This is a genomic window from Streptomyces sp. WZ-12 (assembly GCF_028898845.1).
Taxonomy (GTDB): Bacteria; Actinomycetota; Actinomycetes; order Streptomycetales; family Streptomycetaceae; genus Streptomyces.
Genome location: NZ_CP118575.1, coordinates 325831 through 342964 on the forward strand (window position 1 = coordinate 325831; position 17134 = coordinate 342964).

The window sequence follows — 17134 nt, forward strand, 5'->3', positions numbered from 1 at the left end:
GGTAGGCCACCTCCACGGACGTGCCGACCAGGCCAACTCCCTTAAGGACAATAGCCATCAGCCGCGCCTCATTCAGCGAGAGGTGCTGCATCTCGCGCAGGGCTCGCAGCACGGGAACGAAGCTCGCGTCTTGGTGCGCAAGCCGAAGCCGAGCGGCCCCGTGCTGCGTCAGCGGAGCCTGCCTGACCTCTTCGGGAGCCGAGCCGGTAGTCGTCTCGCACCATGCGTTCGGGCAGCCTCGACACTGCCCTTCGACGCGCCAGCGCAACCGACCCTGGTCGACGAACTGACCGACGTCGCGGGCAAGTTCACCTCCACAGCTCTCACACTGCGATGTAAGCGTCGCTCCCTGAGCAGCAGTGATCATTAGTCTCCCCTGCGGCGTCGATCCGCCCGATCCTGCCGCACGCAGCGAGATCCGGCGACAGGGTTGCGCGGCGGCACGGACCCTCATCAGGAGCGTCATGCCTCGACTGATGTTGATGGTGCGGGCTCGTAGCACCGTTGGTCGCGCAGTGGGGCCCAGATGGCGTTCACGCGACGGCGAGTCAGGTCGAGGGCAACCGGGGTGTGGCGCCTAGGGAAGTCGCCGCCTCATCGAAAGCAGTCGAGCCTGGCTTCGGACACGGCAGCACGAGATAGGAGGAGCCTCCTTAGCCGGATCTGCCTCGGCCCCCGGCGTATTGCTCACAGAACTCCACCGGCTCCTCGAAGTTGGTTGCTGTCAACGCCTGTGCTCATCGAGACAGCAGGGCCGATGCTGTAGCGATGACGCGTGTTCTCGTCCAGCCGCTCAGCCGACTCCATCAAGTCGAACGTCGTGGACAGGGCCGCAACACGGAACCTCTGCGGGGTCCGGGGTGATTACGGCGTAATCACCCCGGACCCCGCAGAGGCAGGTTCCACATCCTCTTCAGAGGGCGGTCGGGTTGAGGTTCCCCCGTCGTTCGGGAGGCGCTGATCAGCTGGTCAGGAGGGGTTGACGGGGTTTCAGGTTCGCTCGTTCGGCCGTTGCCTGCTCGGCGTAGTACTTCTCCTCGAATTCGATCGGGCTGGGGAAGCCGAGTCGTTCCTGGGTGCGGCGGGAGTTACTGACCTCGGCTCGTCAGGGTGATGTTGGGTCATCGAGGGTGAGGCCGGTTCCGGCGATGAAGCCGTCGAGGGTGTCGGGCCGGTACTGGAGGCGCTTGAGCCGGTTGCGGACGAGTGCCTCGAGGCGGTCCAGGGCCACGACGGCGAGGTTGGCCAGGCTGCGTTTGACGTGTGCCCACACCCACTCGACCGGGTTCAGATCGGGTGAGTAGGCCGGCAGCAGGAATACCGTCAGCCATTCCCGTTCGTCGATCAACTTCCGCATCCTGCGGGAGACATGCGTGTTCAGCCGGTCCCACACCAGGACGATCGGTGCCTTGACGAGCTGATGGGCGCCGTCGATCAGCGCGATGAAGTCGCGCTCGCTCATGCTGCGGCGCTTACCCTTGCCCGCCGGGTGGGCGATCAGCCGGTGGCACAGGCGGGTCCGCGAGCCGGGCCGCATGGCGACCAGCCCGGCCACCGACAGGCGTCCCGATCGTCGTCCGCTGACCGTCACAACCGGCGTCACACCGCGCCGGCCCCAGGTGCGTCCCCTGGGCGGCTTGCGGGTGAACCCGGCTTCGTCCTCGAAGCAGAGGTAGCCCCCGCAGGCCGCCCGGGCTCTTTTACCTCCGCCCAGGTCGCCTCCTTCCACACCTTCACGGCCTGCTCGTCGCGCTCGGCCACCCGCCGCGCGGGAACCTGCGGGGAGAAGCCGAGCCGGTGCATCAACCGGGTGGCACCCGAGACGCTGTAGGAGACGTGGAACTTCCTGCCGATCAGCGTGACCACTCGCGCCGCGGTCCACACCTGGTCCTCCACCCACCCGTGCGCGGCCGGACCCTGGTCGAGATACACGGCGAGTTTCGCCAGGCAGCGTGGCGACAGCCGGCACCGGCCGCCACCGGGCCCTCGTGAACCAAGCGCATCGGCGCCGCCCTGACGCCACAGCTGCTGCCACTGATAGGCCGACTTCACGCTCACCCGCAGCCGCCGTGCGACCTCCGGCGGCTTGATCTTCTGCTCGAACAGCTCGACCGCCTGCATCCGTACAGCCTCGCGACGCTGACGTCCCGCAGCGGTAAGCCCGCCCCCATCTGCATATCTCACACACCACGAGATACAGACAACGCGCCCGCCTCACCAGCGACTTCGCCAAAGATCACCCTGACGAGCCGAAGTCAGTATAGAAGCCGTCTGTGTACTCGAAGAGCGCGAGGTTCGCCTCGGCACGTGTGGCGAAGACGCGGCCGCGCACGCACTCGGTCTTGATCAGCATCCACAGGTTCTCCGCGAGGGCGTTGTCGTGGCTGTCCCCGACGGAGCCCATGGACGCGTCAACTCCTGCCCGCAGCAGGCGAGTTGTGAGCTTGATGGATGTGTACTGACAGCCGTGGTCGGCATGGTGGATGAGCTTGCCGGGCTCGACCTCGCGGGACGCGAGGGCGTACTCCAGCGTGGTCAGGACCAGGTCGGCGTCCGCGCGGGCGGAGGTCTCCCAGGCCACCACCCGGCGGGAGAACGCGTCCCGGATCGCCGACAGCCACAGCGGGCCCTCGCCGGTCGAGATCATCGTCAGGTCGGTGACCCACAGCCGGTTCGGCGCCGGTGCGGTGAAGTCCCGGTTGACCAGGTCCGGGGCGAGTGTGGCCTTCGGATCCCGGCGCGTGAAGCCTGTGCGGCGCGGGCTGATGCCCGCCAGGTCGGCCTCGCGCATCAGGCGCTCGACCCGCTTGCGGCCCACGCGTGTGCCCTCGCGTTTCAGCACGGCATGCACGCGCGGAGAGCCGTAGATCCCGCCGGACTCGGTGTGGATCTCCTTGATCCGCTCGGTCAGCTCGACGTCGCGACGCCGCCGCTCGCACGGCTGCTTCTCGGCGCGGCGCCAGCGGTAGTAGGTGGAGGAGGCGATGTGCAGTTCCCGCAGGACGCACTCGACTCCCAGGTCAGGGTGCTCGTCGAGGAGCCCCGTCACCTGGGCCGGGTCGGGTCGAGTTGCGCCGCGAAAAAAGCCGGGGCCGTCCGCAGAACTTCGTTCGCGCGCTTGAGCTGGGCGTTCTCCTTGCGAAGCGCGGCGAGTTCGACGCGTTCGTCGCTGGTCAGCCGGTCGTCCCGCTCGCCGGCATCGGCCTCGGCCTGCCGGATCCAGCCGCGCAGGGCCTCGGGATGCACGCCGAGCTCGATGGCCAGTCGCTTGATCTGGGGCTTCGGGTCGGAGGTCCGGTACATCCGCACCGCACGCTCGCGCAACTCCAGCGAGTACTTCCTGGGGGCAGCCATGGTCGATGTTCCTCTCATGAGAACCATCTGACCCTCTGTCACCATCTTCCGCATCTCGGGGGAACCTCAATGGGGCAGGTCGGCTGCTCGGACTTGGGCGATCCAGCGCAGGTTGCGTCCGGTGTCAATGGCCACGAATTGGCCCCCGGTGGCGGTCAGCAGAACCCGTGCACTGGCGGACACAAGAATTCGCGGTCGCTGACCTGCACCGCTGACCTTCGACAATGAAGTTAGTCGACTGCGGGTTCGTGGCCTGGGCGGACTTTGTTGGTTGGCAAGGAAGCCCCGCAGTGTGGGCATCGAGGCGCCCGGTTCTGGACGTAGAGCCTGATAGTGCCGTATGAGATCGAGGTCTCGTGCTCATCCATGAGCTTCACCCAGATGTCTCTGGGGCGGCTGTGACCGGATTCGATCATGGAGTCGATGAGGTGTTGGACGGGATCGATGACGGTCGGTCGACGGGGCTGAGGTTTGCGGGGACGGGGTTCGAGGCCGTCAAGGGCGGCCCGGACGGTTCGCCAAGTGACGTTGTGCCGTCTGACAGTGAGGATGTAGATGGCATCGCCCGGAGGTCTGACTCTCCGTCTGACTGACGCTTCGGCTGTCCTTTGCTGGAACCGTCGGGCCCGCCGGGCGATGCTGCTGCGCACGTGGCCGGTCGGGCGTCTGTGACTTCATAGGAGCCCGGCCAAAGGTCCCATCACTGAGCGTTTTCCATCCTCACTCTGGGCTGGTCAATTGGAGGGTGAGGACGGTCTGGACGAGTTTGGTGATCCGAGTGGTCGAGCACCGCAGTTTGCGAAGAAGGCGCCAGGTCTTGAGGGTTGCGATGGCCTGCTCGACGAGCGCTCGGATCTTCGCGTGGGACCGGTTCACCGCCTTCTGGCCTGCGGAAAGGGTCTCCCATCGGCCCCAGTACGGGATGCGGATGGTGCCGCCGGCACCCCGGTAGCCTTTGTCTGCCAAGCACTTGATCCCGACCTCGGCCAAGGCGTCGACGATGCCGTGTTCACGGGCTGCGCGGACATCGTGGACAGCGCCAGGCAGCGCGGGTGAGGCCCACAGCAGCCGACCGAAGGGGTCAGCGAGGACCTGCACGTTCATCCCGTGTTTCTTGTGCTTGCCGGAGTAGAACGGGCGGTCCGCGGCAATGCGGTCGATCGGCAGGAGCGTGCCGTCCAGGATCAGATATGCCTTCACCGACGCGGTGCGCACCGCGTCGGTGAAGGCTGGGGGCGAGGATGGTCAGGAGCTCGACAGTCTCGGTGACGTAGCGCGGTAGGCCGTCGTGGTTCCGACGCCGAACCCTGCCGCGAGCTGGGCATACGTGTGGCCCACTTTCAGGTGGGCGAGAGTGAGCAGGGCCTGGCGGCCAGCGCTCAGGCGCCGCCAACGCGAGCCGATTTCGTGGCGATGCCAGGGTCTCGGCAAAGTCGTTCAGATGAGGCCGAGCATGGTCAACGGGCGGGTGTGGTCGCGGGCGTTGGCGCGTAGGGTCCGGGCGATGTTGGCGGCTCCGGCCAGGCGGCAGGTGCTGGTGGCGAGGTTGCGGAGGGTGGCCATGGCGCGGGGGCCGTTGCCGGTGCGGATCTGTGAGCGGTCCTCGTCGAAGGTGACGTCCCGGACCCAGTGGAGGCGGTTCTCGATGCCCCAGTGCCCGCGGGCGTAGGCGCCGAGGTGGGCGGGGCCGGCCCGGTGCGCTTCCAGGCTGGTGATGCCGTAAACCGTTTCGGTGTGTTTCGGCTGTCCGTCGAGACGGCGGACGGTGCGCCGGATCCGGAACGCCTGGGCAGCGTAGGGGAAGTGGAGGCCTGCCGGGACGGTGAGGGCGAGGACGGCGCGGTGTTCGCGGCGGCCGTGGCCCCGGTTCAGCCGGGGACATCCGCCCAGGGCAGCGCGCTGAGCTGGGCGAACAGCCTCGGCTGGTTCTGCTTCACCGTCAGGACGTAGTCGGCGTTCTTGTCCTCGACGAGGTAGCGGGCGTGTTCGCGCTGGGTGTGCAGGGCGTCGGCGGTGATGACCTTCCCGGCCAGGCCAAGTGGGTCGAGCAGGGGTTGGAACCGGGTGATTTCGTTCGTCTTCCCGTCGACGTCGACCTGGGCGAGAACGATGCCGCTGTCGTGGTCGAGGGCGGCCATCAGGTGGGGCTGTCCGTCCCCGGTCTGCGCTCCGCGCAGGGTCTTGCCGTCCACCGCGACGGCCTGCCGCGTTGCCGCCCTGGGTGAAGCAGGGGTGTTCCGTTCGGCGAGCCATCCGCATACGGCCTGGTCAAACGCCTGCCCGTCCACCGCTTGCAGGGTCCGGCGGATGGTCGACTCGCTCGGCGCGATCCGCAGCCCGCCCGCCGGGCGGCAGCGCGCGTCCAAGGTCTCAAGAATGTGCTGGGGCAGGTCGGCTGCCCACTCGCCGATCGCGGACAGGGACCTCGCGCCGGCCAGGACCGCGCACGCCGCGATCACCAGCACCACCACGAGCGCATGCCGCACCCCGCGCGAGGCGCGGGGATCCGGTATCCCTTCGAACCACTCCCGCAGCCCCGCCCCCGACGACGAACACCCCGCCCGGTGCAGCCTCTCCAGAGCGGGATGCAACGATGTCGTACAAGCGGGCATGGACGTCCCCTTCGATCACGTGAGCCTCAACAACCCACATGATCACCGACCTTCATGCCAGCCCACCTGCACAAACACCCCTCAACCACAACTTTGCCGAAGCCCTGACCCACAAGTATTGACAATTCCTCCCGCGCCACCCTCCGGGCTTAGTCCGGATGGTGGGCGCGCGGCGCTTCGGAGATATGGCGGGTGGCTGTCCGACGTCTTGCCTACGTGGAGTGGAGTGGTTGCCGACAACGTATTCGTTGTCGGGCTCCGCGGTAGTCCGGGTACGCCGACGGTAGTAGACGCACCGGACCCGCACGCGTTCACCCGTTTGGGTCATCGGGATCGCCTGTATGGGCACGCAGGGGTTGCATGGAGCCACGGCTAGGCCGCAAGGCCCTCGAACAGGGCCCGCCACGTCTCAGCGCACCACCGGAGACGGAGCGGGCAGCACGGGAAGGCAGCCGCCGTGTACGAAATGTGTTGCGCCCCCGCATTCCCCGGCAGCCCAGACGTTCTATGGCACATCATCTCCCACAGCGCCCCCACCACCCTGTGCGGATACGCCCTGAGCCTCATACCCCCCAGCCCTACCGCAGCAACCACGCTCACCGAAGCGCACTGCGCCCCCTGCATGGCCGTCTTCTCCACCCTCGTACACCCTCAGCCAGCAGTAACGCGGCAGTCACCGGAACCCCTTTAGCAGGTGCAGCCTCTCGGCGGATCGGGTAGCTCGATTGACCTAAACCGCTGTGACGCCTTCCTGGTGCACTCGTTGGAGAGAGCACCGCTTCTCACAGTGCGGTCGGCCCCGACGCCTCGGCCGGCGGTCGGGGCCGTAAAACCCCAAGACTCTCCCCCGCCAGTATCACGGCGCGGCACTAACAGTGACGCATGTTCAGGTGCCAGACTCAGCCAGGGCGCCGCCGGCTGTTCAGAGCCTCCCCTGGCCGTCACCATGGCTGGCGGCGTCCGCAACGAGCAAGCTCACACCAGCGGCCCGTTGCCGCGTTGTGGGCCGTTAGCCTGTCGGTTTGGCAGAGCGTGTCATACCCGGTCGCACGGACGGCCTGATCACCCTGGGTGTCGCGGACGCTCTGTGGGTCGATGAGATGTCTGAACAGGTTTCGGGCCCTTCCCCGCAGCCTTTCCCGACAGTGCGAGACCGTGAGTATCTATACGGCGCATCGCACTGACGCTGGGTGTTTTGGACCGTTCCGTTCCGCCTGGTGGCTCGTTATCCGAGCCATGGATGACTCTTCTCGTGATTTCGTGCAGTACGCGGCCCAGCTGGACTCGTACTGGTTCGATACCACCACGGCGGCACCGCGCGCTCGGAGATACCCCACCCTGCTCCGGGTGAGGGCAACCTGGCGGATGGCGGCAGTCGCGCTTTCCGCCGTGACGGTGGCTGTGGCCCTGCTAGTCACGGTATTTAACTGAGGCAGACCGTTCCGCCGGAGCAGTCCTCCAACTCCTGCCCATGAGACCCAGGCGTACCTCCTTCGAGGGCCGTGAGTACTCACTTCAGGCTAAGCACCCAGGAAGTGCTAGAGCTGGATGCGACCGGGGCGTTGACGACGGCGCATGTGTGTGCGGGCGCTCGGGTCGGCGGGGTGAATGTGCGCACGGTGTGGCGCTGGCTGGAGGCGGCGCGGACGGAGGGCCGTGTGGAGCGCAGGCCCCGGGCGCGGCTGGAGTTGTCCGACCAGGCGTGGGAGGTGCTGGCGCAGGCGGGCGGGAACGTGGCGGCGTTGCACCGGCATCTGAAGGCCGACTCGCGGGTGAGGTTCCCCCGAGATGCGGAGGATGGTGACAGAGGGTCAGATGGTTCTCATGAGAGGAACATCGACCATGGCTGCCCCCAGGAAGTACTCGCTGGAGTTGCGCGAGCGTGCGGTGCGGATGTACCGGACCTCCGACCCGAAGCCCCAGATCAAGCGACTGGCTATCGAGCTCGGCGTGCATCCCGAGGCCCTGCGCGGCTGGATCCGGCAGGCCGAGGCCGATGCCGGCGAGCGGGACGACCGGCTGACCAGCGACGAACGCGTCGAACTCGCCGCGCTTCGCAAGGAGAACGCCCAGCTCAAGCGCGCGAACGAAGTTCTGCGGACGGCCTCGGCTTTTTTCGCGGCGCAACTCGACCCGACCCGGCCCAGGTGACGGGGCTCCTCGACGAGCACCCTGACCTGGGAGTCGAGTGCGTCCTGCGGGAACTGCACATCGCCTCCTCCACCTACTACCGCTGGCGCCGCGCCGAGAAGCAGCCGTGCGAGCGGCGGCGTCGCGACGTCGAGCTGACCGAGCGGATCAAGGAGATCCACACCGAGTCCGGCGGGATCTACGGCTCTCCGCGCGTGCATGCCGTGCTGAAACGCGAGGGCACACGCGTGGGCCGCAAGCGGGTCGAGCGCCTGATGCGCGAGGCCGACCTGGCGGGCATCAGCCCGCGCCGCACAGGCTTCACGCGCCGGGATCCGAAGGCCACACTCGCCCCGGACCTGGTCAACCGGGACTTCACCGCACCGGCGCCGAACCGGCTGTGGGTCACCGACCTGACGATGATCTCGACCGGCGAGGGCCCGCTGTGGCTGTCGGCGATCCGGGACGCGTTCTCCCGCCGGGTGGTGGCCTGGGAGACCTCCGCCCGCGCGGACGCCGACCTGGTCCTGACCACGCTGGAGTACGCCCTCGCGTCCCGCGAGGTCGAGCCCGGCAAGCTCATCCACCATGCCGACCACGGCTGTCAGTACACATCCATCAAGCTCACAACTCGCCTGCTGCGTGACCTTCCCCTCGTAGTGTGGAGGCGTGGCTGAAGGGGAAGTTGAGGATCATGGGTGGGAAGCGACGGTCGTATGACGCGCCGTTTCGTGAGGGTGCGGTGCGGATCGTGCTGGAGACCGGGAAGCCGGCCGCAGAGGTTGCGCGGGACCTGGGCGTGCACGAGGGCACGCTGCAGACCTGGGTCCACCGGGCCAAGGTCCGCGCGGCCGCGGAAGCATCGGGCGGTCTGAACGAGTCCGAACGCGGGGAACTGCGCCGGCTGCGTGAGGAGAACCGGCAGTTGCGCAAGGAGAACAGCGAGATCGGGATGGAGCGTGATGTCCTCAAGCGTTCCGTGGTCCTCTGGGTGAAGGAGGCGACGAAGTGACGGTTGCGGGCTTCATCGCCGGCCAGCGGACCGAGCACCACGTCCCGCACGCCGTGTCTTGCCGAGCGCTCGGGGTGTCCGAGTCCTGGTTCTACAAGTGGTGCCGCCGTCCGTCGGAACCGACGAAACGCGAGGTCAGACGCGCGGCTTTGGCCGAGAGGGTCACCCACTTCTTCAACGCGTCGGGGAATACGTACGGTTCGCCGAGGATCACGCTGGACCTGTGGGCCGAGGGCTGGCAGGTCTCGGTGAACACTGTCGCCCAGGTGCTGGCCGAGCTCGGGCTCCAGGGCCGCAAACCCCCGCGCCGACGGAAGAACCTGACCCGTCAGGGCAAGCGGAAAGCAGCCCGTGACCTGGTGCTTCGTCGCTTCGACGCGATCGCCCCGGACGTGTTGTGGTGGGGCGATATGACGGAGATCGAAACGGGCGAGGGCAAGCTCTACCTCTCCTCCGTCCATGACGCGTTCTCGCGCCGGGTGCTCGGCTACGCGATGGGTGAGCGGCACGATGCAGCCCTGGTCAGCGTGTCGCTGCAGATGGCCGCCGCGACACGGGGTGGCGCCGTGGACGGCGTGATCTTCCACTCGGACCGCGGGTCGGAATACACCAGCGAGACGTACAACAGCCTGTGTGACCGGCTGGGTGTGGTGCAGTCCATGGGGCGCGTGGGCTCGGCCCTGGACAACGCGGCCGCCGAATCCTTCCACTCCTCGATCAAGGTCGAATACATCCACCGGCACCGCTTCGCCACCCGTGCCGGGGCCCGACTGAAGATCGCCACATGGATCACGGACTTCTTCAACACCCGCCGCAGGCACAGCGCCGCCGGCGGACTGCCCCCGGTGGAGTTCGAACGGACGATCACCGAAGCCCGGATGCGGGCGCACCAGGAAGACCGAGCAGCATAAGGAAGTCCTCCACGTTTCCAGGGGATTGACACCAGCCAAGGGGACGAATGTTGACGCACAGCGATACGCAGGCGATTACCGATAGCAGATCAACCCCAACGAACCTTCAACAAGCATGGATCAAACCTCTACAGAGCCTCTGACCTGCACTTATATCCATAACAATGCCGATGATTGAACCCTCACGCATACCGATGTATATTGCTTTTGCGATCTCTTAATATATCGCCATTCAGCTATCTATTAACATCCCCTTATAAATATCCTTAGCTGCAACTTGACCTATATCTATGGCTGCATCCTTATACCTATCCTCATGACTACCTTCATTCGCTCCTTGAATACTGCCTTCATCGCTTTCCTCATTGCTTACTTGAGTGCCACTCACCCATCGATCGAACTAGCCAACCTCGCCCACTCCGACTGAACTTCTTAAACTCCCAGCTACCTCCTGCCGGAGCTACACACCATCGATCCTTACTTGACTCCCGTCTTCCTTTCCTCCTGAAGAACCAACCTTCTAGTTATCGACATACGTTCCGTACGTTCGACCATCCGCACACGCCACCTCCAGCCATTACCTCCAAACTTGATGCCTACCGATAGGTCTCCCTAAGCAGGTCCCGATCCATCTATGCAACCGCCTTTATCTGCACTGACCGACATGCCGAACGCACTACTCAACGTCTTCCCGACATAGCGATCGACATTTTTCCCCCACAACTATCGTCCTCGACAAGGATCGGAGCACCCACCTCCCCACCTGCCGGTCTGCCGGTCTGCCGGTCTGCCGGTCTGCCGGTCTGCCGGTCTGCCGGTCTGCCTGAAGGCACTACGACCAACCGCCTTCCGTGTCCAAATGACCCGTCGAGTCTGCCCTCGACCGCCAACCAGCAGGTTCTTCGCACCGTCGCTCCGCCCCAACTCGTCACCGGTGTTCCACCGTTAATGCCTCTGCCTGTTCAGAGCGCCTTCGCCTCCGACAGATGCACCGTTTGGTCGATCAGCCCACCGCGGCTTCGATCCAGCCACGTCTTCGCCCTGCGCCTGCGCCAGGAGACTGATTTCGGATTTGTCAACCCAATGCCGCGTCGGAACCCCTCAAGCCACACTGAGGCTGTTAAAGTCACACCAGACATACCCCTGACAGGGGCATAGTTTGCCCCCCGTCGCCGAGGTGCAAGTAGCGTCCTTTCGCCCATACCGAGCGATGTCACGCGCTGACCAACCATGAGGTTGGCCGCTGGTAGGAAGAGAGTTGTCCGTGGAGAAGATCGCCGTTGCAAGCCAGAAGGGTGGCCCAGGCAAGACCACGACGACGGTCAACCTCGCTGCGGGGCTTGCTCTCGCGGGGTTCCGCGTCCTGGTGGCCGACATCGAGCCGCAGGCCCAAGCTGGCGTAGCCCTTGGAGTGCGGCTCAAGGGCGGGGACATCGCGAAGTCACTGGCCCTGCCTCTGCAGCAGCTCGCTCAAGGTGTCCCCTCGACTCTGCGCAGCATCATCATCGACCGCTCCGACCTTCTCCAGGCCCGCAAGGCGAAGGGCACCCTTCACCTTCTGGCGTCCGAGCAGGCCACGATGACTAACGCGCAGCACATTCTGCATGCGGCTGGTGTTGAGAAGGTGCACGTTCTCCGCGAGCTGCTGCAGGAGTTCGAGGACGAATACGATTTCGCCGTATTTGACACTCCGCCAGCCGTTCAATCTCTAAATGGCGTTGCTCTGGCTGCGAGCGACTACGCCCTCACTCTGTGCATGCCGAAGGGCGCCACCGTTGAGGGCGCTGTCACCATGCGTTCGACCATCAGGCACGTCAAGGACCGCACTCGTGGCCTTGCTGATCCCAAGTACCTCGGTGCAGTCCTCAACATGGCGAAGCCGATGGGAGATTGGAGCACGGAGGAGATCAATGTTCGTAACCAGATGGTCGACGCAAACCTCCTGCCTTTCGTAACCGAGATCCGCGAGGACTCCCGGATTTCCGGCAGCTACTCCAAGGGGTTGCCTGCGGTGCTGGGGTTCGCCCGGGCGGCTCCGGGAAAGCGCTACGCACAGTTTCTGCAGGAGGTGTTGGACAGGATGGACGCCCCTGAGGAGGGCTGGGAGATCGCTCAGAGCGCCGACGAGATGCTGGACGCTGCCGAAGCTGCCTCCGTGCCCGCGCAGCAAACCAAGGAGGCATCCAGTGTCTGAGGCAACCAGCCGGCGGGACACCGACCTCACCGGCGACTTCGCCTCACTTAGGCCCCGAAGGCCGAGAAGGCGGGGGAGTGCTGACCGTGCGGCAGCAGCCGCCGAGTTGCTGTCCAATGCCGATGAGGTCGCTGCCAGCTCGTTTCTCGGTCAAGGCGCTGGGACTCAATCCGGAGCATCCGTCGAGGTTCAAGCTGTTCCGGCCACACCCGCCGCCCCCACAGCGCCCTCCCCGCTCGCCGAGCCCAAGTTCGAGCCGGAGCCCGAACCGGCGACGGCAACACCCCCTAAGAAAAGGGGCGCTGCCAGGGAAGGAGCGGGAAGGAAGGTCGGCACTTCGCCTTCCAAGCGATCGACGCAGGCCCCGCCAGCACCGGAATACGGCCGCGTGCAGCGGGAAGTCTGGAAGAGCTTCATCAACTCAAGGGTTCACTCCCGCACGTGGGATAGCCATGGTGTGAACCTGATTCCAGACTTGTGGCGACTCCTAAAGTCGCGCGTCCAGGCGGATCGGAAGGCCACTGGACGTTCCGAACTTACGCTCGGCCACTACCTGGACGCTGCCCTGCGTACTGCGCCACTGGACCAGGACAAGCTCGTCAAGATGGCCGACGGGCTGCAGGTTGAGTTGGAGGGGCTTCCGAAGGGCAAGAAGAGCACGCTGAGTCTCAGCCCCGAGGCGATCAGCAACTTCGGCGAGATCCTGGAGTTGCTGGATGCGGCGGACTACAACCGTAAGGGCAAGGATGCGATCTGCGCCCTCGTCCTCCAATTGCTTCGCGACTTGAAGGACGAGGGTCCGATGCCCAAGCCACCCGCTAAGCCGCTCATGTAAGAGCGTTCTGCACACCGAGAGGGCGACCCAGCGAAGGTCGCCCTCTCGCGCACTCGCGACATGCCGGGGAAGAAGCGCGCCAGAAGCCATCATTCGGCACTTTTTTGGGCTTAGCGACACCTAATGGCTGCTGCCAACGGGCCATTCACCACGAGGTCGGTCCGCGCCCCAACCTCAATTCACGCGTGCACGCCTCGCCTCGAACGCAGTCCCGCGAGGCAGGGGGCATCTGCCGTCACACCCATTGTGAGCTGCGGATATGCCGATCTGTATGCCCTCTAGCGCTTCCTTATTGCTACCGATGTCTGCACCCTCAGCCATGCCTGTATTGCGATCGACACACCCACCTACAGCCTCTACCGTCCCCCTACTGTCGCATCCCTCACCGCGCAGACCTCGCTACGCATCTATGCCCCTGACAGGGGAATAAATCCACGAATTCAGGTATGCTGGCGCCGCCAGGTTGATCTTCTTTCGGGAGCATCGATGTCGTCAGGGCGCCTTAGCGCGAACGCTGTTGCCGTCGCCGCCGGCGTGGACAGCAATTGGGTCTACCGAGCGGTACAGAACGGCGTATTGCCGGAGCAGCACTTTGAGGCTGATGTGATCGTCATCAAGGTCTACCGACTCATCTCGCAGTTCGTGTGGCCCGACCGACCGCGCCAGCGCTCCAGGAAGCACGAGATCGACACCTGGCAGCTCTCCGCCTTGCACGCAGCCCGAGACGCCGTCACAGATCCCAAGACCACCCCTGAAACGACCCTTTGGATCATGCAGGACTCCGTGCGGGTTGCACACAGACGCACGGAACGAGCTGCTCTTGAGTCTGTTGCTGCTGATGGGCACGAACCGTCTTTGCTCGACGCTCAAGTCGCTCTACGCCTCCCAATCGGGCGCTGGATCGACGAGTTGCCATCGCTCCTCGCACGCATCCCAAAGCGCGAACCGCGCCGGAAGACGGCAGCCCGCACCAGCCGGACCCAGCCCCGTTCTGCGGCCTGACATCTGCTTCGGCAACTGCAGCAGGTAGACGCACTTGGCCCGGGACACAGCAATCCCGGGCCTGTTCTGTCGAGGAGGTGAACGCCACCCGCATCTGTAACTGAATGACGTCGCGCGACCGGCTTCCCTACCTCCCCAGGCGGTGTGCCGGTTGGCGATGGGTGTTGCCCTCGTACCTCCTCGACAGGAGCACATCATAGCTACCCGTCAGAGGGCTGGCTCAGTCATGCCTGATGGTGGTCTGAATCGTCAGCCGGCCCAGCAGACCCCAACGCGTCTCGGCTCGACGCATTCCGACGCGTTCGGCCGGGCCCGAGAGTTCTCGGTGGGGGAGTCCCTACAACTGACCCGTTCGATGCGCAGTGCGCTCTCCGCCGCCGTGCACGCACTTCTCAATGACCCGCGACTTGTTGGTGCCCTTGATGCGGTGCGCCTGGCCTCGGTGGTGCTGTTGGCCAAGGCGCCGGCGACTTCGTCTCGCGTACGCATCACGTACCAGGACCTGGCCGGCTGGCTGGGGTACTCCGTCTCCCACGTGGGGCACACGGTCATCCCCGCGTTGAAGAAGGCTGGTGCGGTCACCAGCAAGAAGGTCCGCGACCTGGTGACCCGGCACACCAAGGCCATCGAGCTCGACCTGCTTCCGCTGCGGGAAGCCCGCGCGGCGGGCACACCACACCCGATGGCTCTGCTCACCCAGCGCGATCTGGCGACGCTGCTGAGGATGTGCGAGGCGGTGACGTGTCCGGGCTGGGAGCCGGTGGACAAGCCGGCAACGCCCGCGGGGTTCATGGCTGTACGGCGGGGGTCCGATGCTGCAACGGACCGGCTGGCCATGGTCCTTCTCGTCCTCAACGCTCGCCCTGACGGGCGGGTCCGCATGGCGCCTGGACGCGTCGCGGAGGGCTTCGATCGAGCTGACGCGACGGTGGCGCGGCTGCTGGACTGTCCGATGAGTGCCGCGGTAGCGGTAGTTGACCGTCTGGCGGCGCTTGGTGTGGTCGAGTTCGGGTCAGTTGGTCGGGATCGGCTGCGCATTCCTGCTGTCGCCGCGTCGTACGCGCGAACCCGCACGATGTCGCCGGAGAAGCACGACGATGCGCCACCTGTCGAACCTCCTGTTGAACAGCAGGGCGGATGCCCGCGGTGCGCGCAGGATGGGGGCGCTGACAACGACGTGGAGCTGGTGCTGGCCGGTGAGGGGTGGGCCCAGGAGAGTTTCGATGAAGTCCTGGCTAGCGAACCGGAGAGTGCATTCAGGGATCAGGAACCTGTCGAGCCGTCATCTCCGCAGGGCAGGGCGGGTTTTGAGGGCGCGGGGACCGGTTCTCGTCCTGCCGAGCTCCACGCCCACCACGCACCGGTAGCTAATCTCTGTGGGTCTGGTGCGGGTGGTCATGATGGTTTTTCCGGCTCCGCCGTTTTGGGTTGCGACGACCAGCGGGGACGCGCGGGCGCGGGCGAGGTTCAACTCCAGGACTCCGCCTCCGGTGAAGGTGCTTGCGAAGCTGGGGGGCGCCCGCTGCGCGGGGAACAACCCAACAGTGATCCCTACGGCGGTAGGCAGCCCGCTTCACGTGAGGTGTTGGCGAGCTGGCTGCACGCGTCGGGTGGCCCTCCGAAGGTGTGGGCAACGGTGCCGCGAGAGCTGGAGCAGGTCCTTAGGCCCGCGGAGGCCGTCTGGGGCCGGTTGGATCGCCGTGGCGCCCGGCGGCGTGTTCTTCGCGCGATCCGCGTGGAACTCGCCCGGTTGAGCGGTACGTTCGGGCCCGAGCCAGCTGCGCAGCTCCTTGCGGAGCGGCTGCGCCGGCGGCTTCGCGAGCAGAGCACGACTCCGATCACTGACCCGGTGGGTTGGTTCGTCGGGCGGGGCCTTCCTCGCCGGTCAGAATGCTGCGACCAGCGGTGTGACGACGGACGGCGCATGGACACCCGAGCCCACTGTGATGCCTGCCGACTGCTCCACGCCGATCGCGTGGCGCTGCGGCACACCGTTGCCGCCGAACTGGCCAGCGAACCTCACCTACCGCCCCTGCGGTGGCAGCGCAAGGAACTCTTCGACGACCGGCTCCGCCAGGCGCACACCGCCCACGTCGAGCGTCGGATGGCCGAACTCGCCCACCAGGCCGCACAACGGGCTGCTCGGGAAGCCCGCGCAGCTGAAGAGTGGGCCCGAACCGAGGCGGCCGTGGCCGAACGGCGTGCACGGCCCTGCGCTGTGTGCGGGCGGACGGCATCAGACGGCCTGTGCCAACCCTGCGCGAACCTCCAGGCCGCCGACCGCGCAGTGGCCACCGCGGTGGACGTCGTCACGGCATGGACGGCTCCCGACGACCCCTCCGAATGGCCGGAGATCGCCACCTGGGTGGAGAGCGACATCCGCGCCGAGGTCGACCAGGCCGCGGCGGTGCAACAGCAGGCGCACGGCGCTACCGATGAAACGGTAACGCTGGCACAGAAGTTGACCGCTGAAGTGGCGGCAGTCGAGTACCGGAGCTCCGCCATCTCCGGGCTGTCCCGTAGCGCGGAGGCCGAAGCCGAAGCCAAGTCCGCCTTCGCGGCTCAGATGCGGCGCCGTCACCTGTGCGCCTCCGACGAGGACGCCCGAGCCAACGCCCACGCGGCTGCCCGAGCTGCACGACGGCGGACCGCCGAACACATGCTGGCGACCCGCCTGGCAGCGGTGCGCGATCAGCGTCGGGTTCCTTCCAGCCCGGAGGAGTCGGACCCGTACGTCTTGGCCACAGCCCGGCTCCGATCCCTGATCCAACCGACCTGCACTCTCGCTACGAGCGGCCGTTGATGAGCAGTGACCGACCAGATGGAGAACGCCGTGCCCCTCCTGGGCCGCTCCGGCCCCTCGTGGACCTTGAGGACGTACTCACCGCCTACCAGGACGTCCTGCACGTGATCGCGGGGCCGGCCACGTTTGCCTCGACGTGCGCGGCCGCCGGCATCGGCCCGGCTCCGCGGTCATCATCTTGGCGTGCACCTTCCCCGCCACCCCGCGGTTCCACCTCGGCGGCTCGTCCTCCTCGATGTCGACAATCGGAGCCGGCTCGACCGTTGACGCCAGCCCCGGTC

13 protein-coding genes and 2 pseudogenes are annotated in these 17134 nt (G+C 66.1%); 8 read left to right on the top strand and 7 right to left on the bottom strand.

Going from position 1 to position 17134, the window contains the following annotated elements; genetic code table 11:
* Window positions 1-1105 precede the first annotated feature (1105 nt).
* The 6 genes and pseudogenes from PV796_RS42615 to PV796_RS42620 all read right to left on the bottom strand — a co-directional run.
* A protein-coding gene (locus tag PV796_RS42615; protein WP_446750553.1) for an IS630 family transposase occupies window positions 1106-2184 on the bottom strand; the annotation gives its coding sequence in 2 pieces (ribosomal slippage) (window positions 1106-1683 and window positions 1683-2184; 1080 coding nt in all).
* Window positions 2185-2236: 52 nt separating this feature from the next.
* Window positions 2237-3049 carry an IS3 family transposase gene (locus PV796_RS41685; RefSeq protein WP_274919627.1) on the bottom strand — a complete coding sequence of 271 codons (813 nt, stop codon included), beginning with the start codon at window positions 3047-3049 and terminating at the stop codon, window positions 2237-2239.
* Window positions 3046-3354 carry a transposase gene (locus tag PV796_RS41690; protein WP_274919628.1) on the bottom strand — a complete coding sequence of 103 codons (309 nt, stop codon included), beginning with the start codon at window positions 3352-3354 and terminating at the stop codon, window positions 3046-3048. The genes PV796_RS41685 and PV796_RS41690 overlap by 4 nt, the downstream gene beginning before the upstream one ends.
* Before the next feature lie 720 nt (window positions 3355-4074).
* A pseudogene (locus tag PV796_RS41695) lies at window positions 4075-4767 on the bottom strand (transposase family protein); the annotation flags it as partial.
* A 24-nt stretch (window positions 4768-4791) separates the two neighbouring features.
* Window positions 4792-4917 carry a hypothetical protein gene (locus tag PV796_RS42140; RefSeq protein ID WP_342456995.1) on the bottom strand — a complete coding sequence of 42 codons (126 nt, stop codon included), beginning with the start codon at window positions 4915-4917 and terminating at the stop codon, window positions 4792-4794.
* Between the two features lie 30 nt (window positions 4918-4947).
* A pseudogene (locus PV796_RS42620) lies at window positions 4948-5819 on the bottom strand (ISAs1 family transposase); the annotation flags it as partial.
* A gap of 1989 nt (window positions 5820-7808) precedes the next feature.
* Between PV796_RS42620 and PV796_RS41705 the strand changes: the two are divergent.
* From PV796_RS41705 to PV796_RS41720, 4 genes are read left to right on the top strand one after another with little or no spacing between them, the layout of a single operon-like run.
* Entirely contained in the window at window positions 7809-8117 is a 309-nt protein-coding gene (locus PV796_RS41705) for a transposase (RefSeq protein WP_274919483.1), read from the top strand.
* Entirely contained in the window at window positions 8114-8773 is a 660-nt protein-coding gene (locus PV796_RS41710) for an IS3 family transposase (RefSeq protein ID WP_274919629.1), read from the top strand. Before PV796_RS41705 ends, PV796_RS41710 begins: the two co-directional genes overlap by 4 nt.
* A 17-nt stretch (window positions 8774-8790) precedes the next feature.
* Window positions 8791-9108, top strand: coding sequence for a transposase (locus PV796_RS41715; RefSeq protein WP_274919585.1), 318 nt, complete (start codon window positions 8791-8793; stop codon window positions 9106-9108).
* A complete protein-coding gene (locus tag PV796_RS41720) occupies window positions 9105-10019 on the top strand; it encodes an IS3 family transposase (RefSeq protein WP_274919586.1) in 915 nt (304 codons plus the stop codon). The genes PV796_RS41715 and PV796_RS41720 overlap by 4 nt, the downstream gene beginning before the upstream one ends.
* Window positions 10020-10251: 232 nt before the next feature.
* Here the strand turns inward: PV796_RS41720 and PV796_RS41725 are convergent, their stop codons facing one another.
* The gene (locus PV796_RS41725) at window positions 10252-10407 is read right to left on the bottom strand and encodes a hypothetical protein (protein ID WP_274919630.1); all 156 of its coding nucleotides are present in this window, start codon (window positions 10405-10407) and stop codon (window positions 10252-10254) included.
* A gap of 876 nt (window positions 10408-11283) precedes the next feature.
* Between PV796_RS41725 and PV796_RS41730 the strand changes: the two genes are divergently transcribed.
* The 4 genes from PV796_RS41730 to PV796_RS41745 all read left to right on the top strand — a co-directional run bounded on the left by PV796_RS41730 (window position 11284) and on the right by PV796_RS41745 (window position 16853).
* Window positions 11284-12213, top strand: coding sequence for a ParA family protein (locus tag PV796_RS41730; protein ID WP_274919631.1), 930 nt, complete (start codon window positions 11284-11286; stop codon window positions 12211-12213).
* A gap of 106 nt (window positions 12214-12319) precedes the next feature.
* Window positions 12320-13048 (top strand): hypothetical protein, encoded by a 729-nt coding sequence (locus tag PV796_RS41735; RefSeq protein ID WP_274919632.1) that lies wholly within the window; start codon window positions 12320-12322, stop codon window positions 13046-13048.
* Window positions 13049-13582: 534 nt separating this feature from the next.
* The gene (locus tag PV796_RS41740; protein WP_274919633.1) at window positions 13583-14050 is read left to right on the top strand and encodes a hypothetical protein; all 468 of its coding nucleotides are present in this window, start codon (window positions 13583-13585) and stop codon (window positions 14048-14050) included.
* A gap of 226 nt (window positions 14051-14276) precedes the next feature.
* Window positions 14277-16853 carry a hypothetical protein gene (locus tag PV796_RS41745; RefSeq protein ID WP_274919634.1) on the top strand — a complete coding sequence of 859 codons (2577 nt, stop codon included), beginning with the start codon at window positions 14277-14279 and terminating at the stop codon, window positions 16851-16853.
* The last annotated feature ends 281 nt before the right edge of the window (window positions 16854-17134 follow it).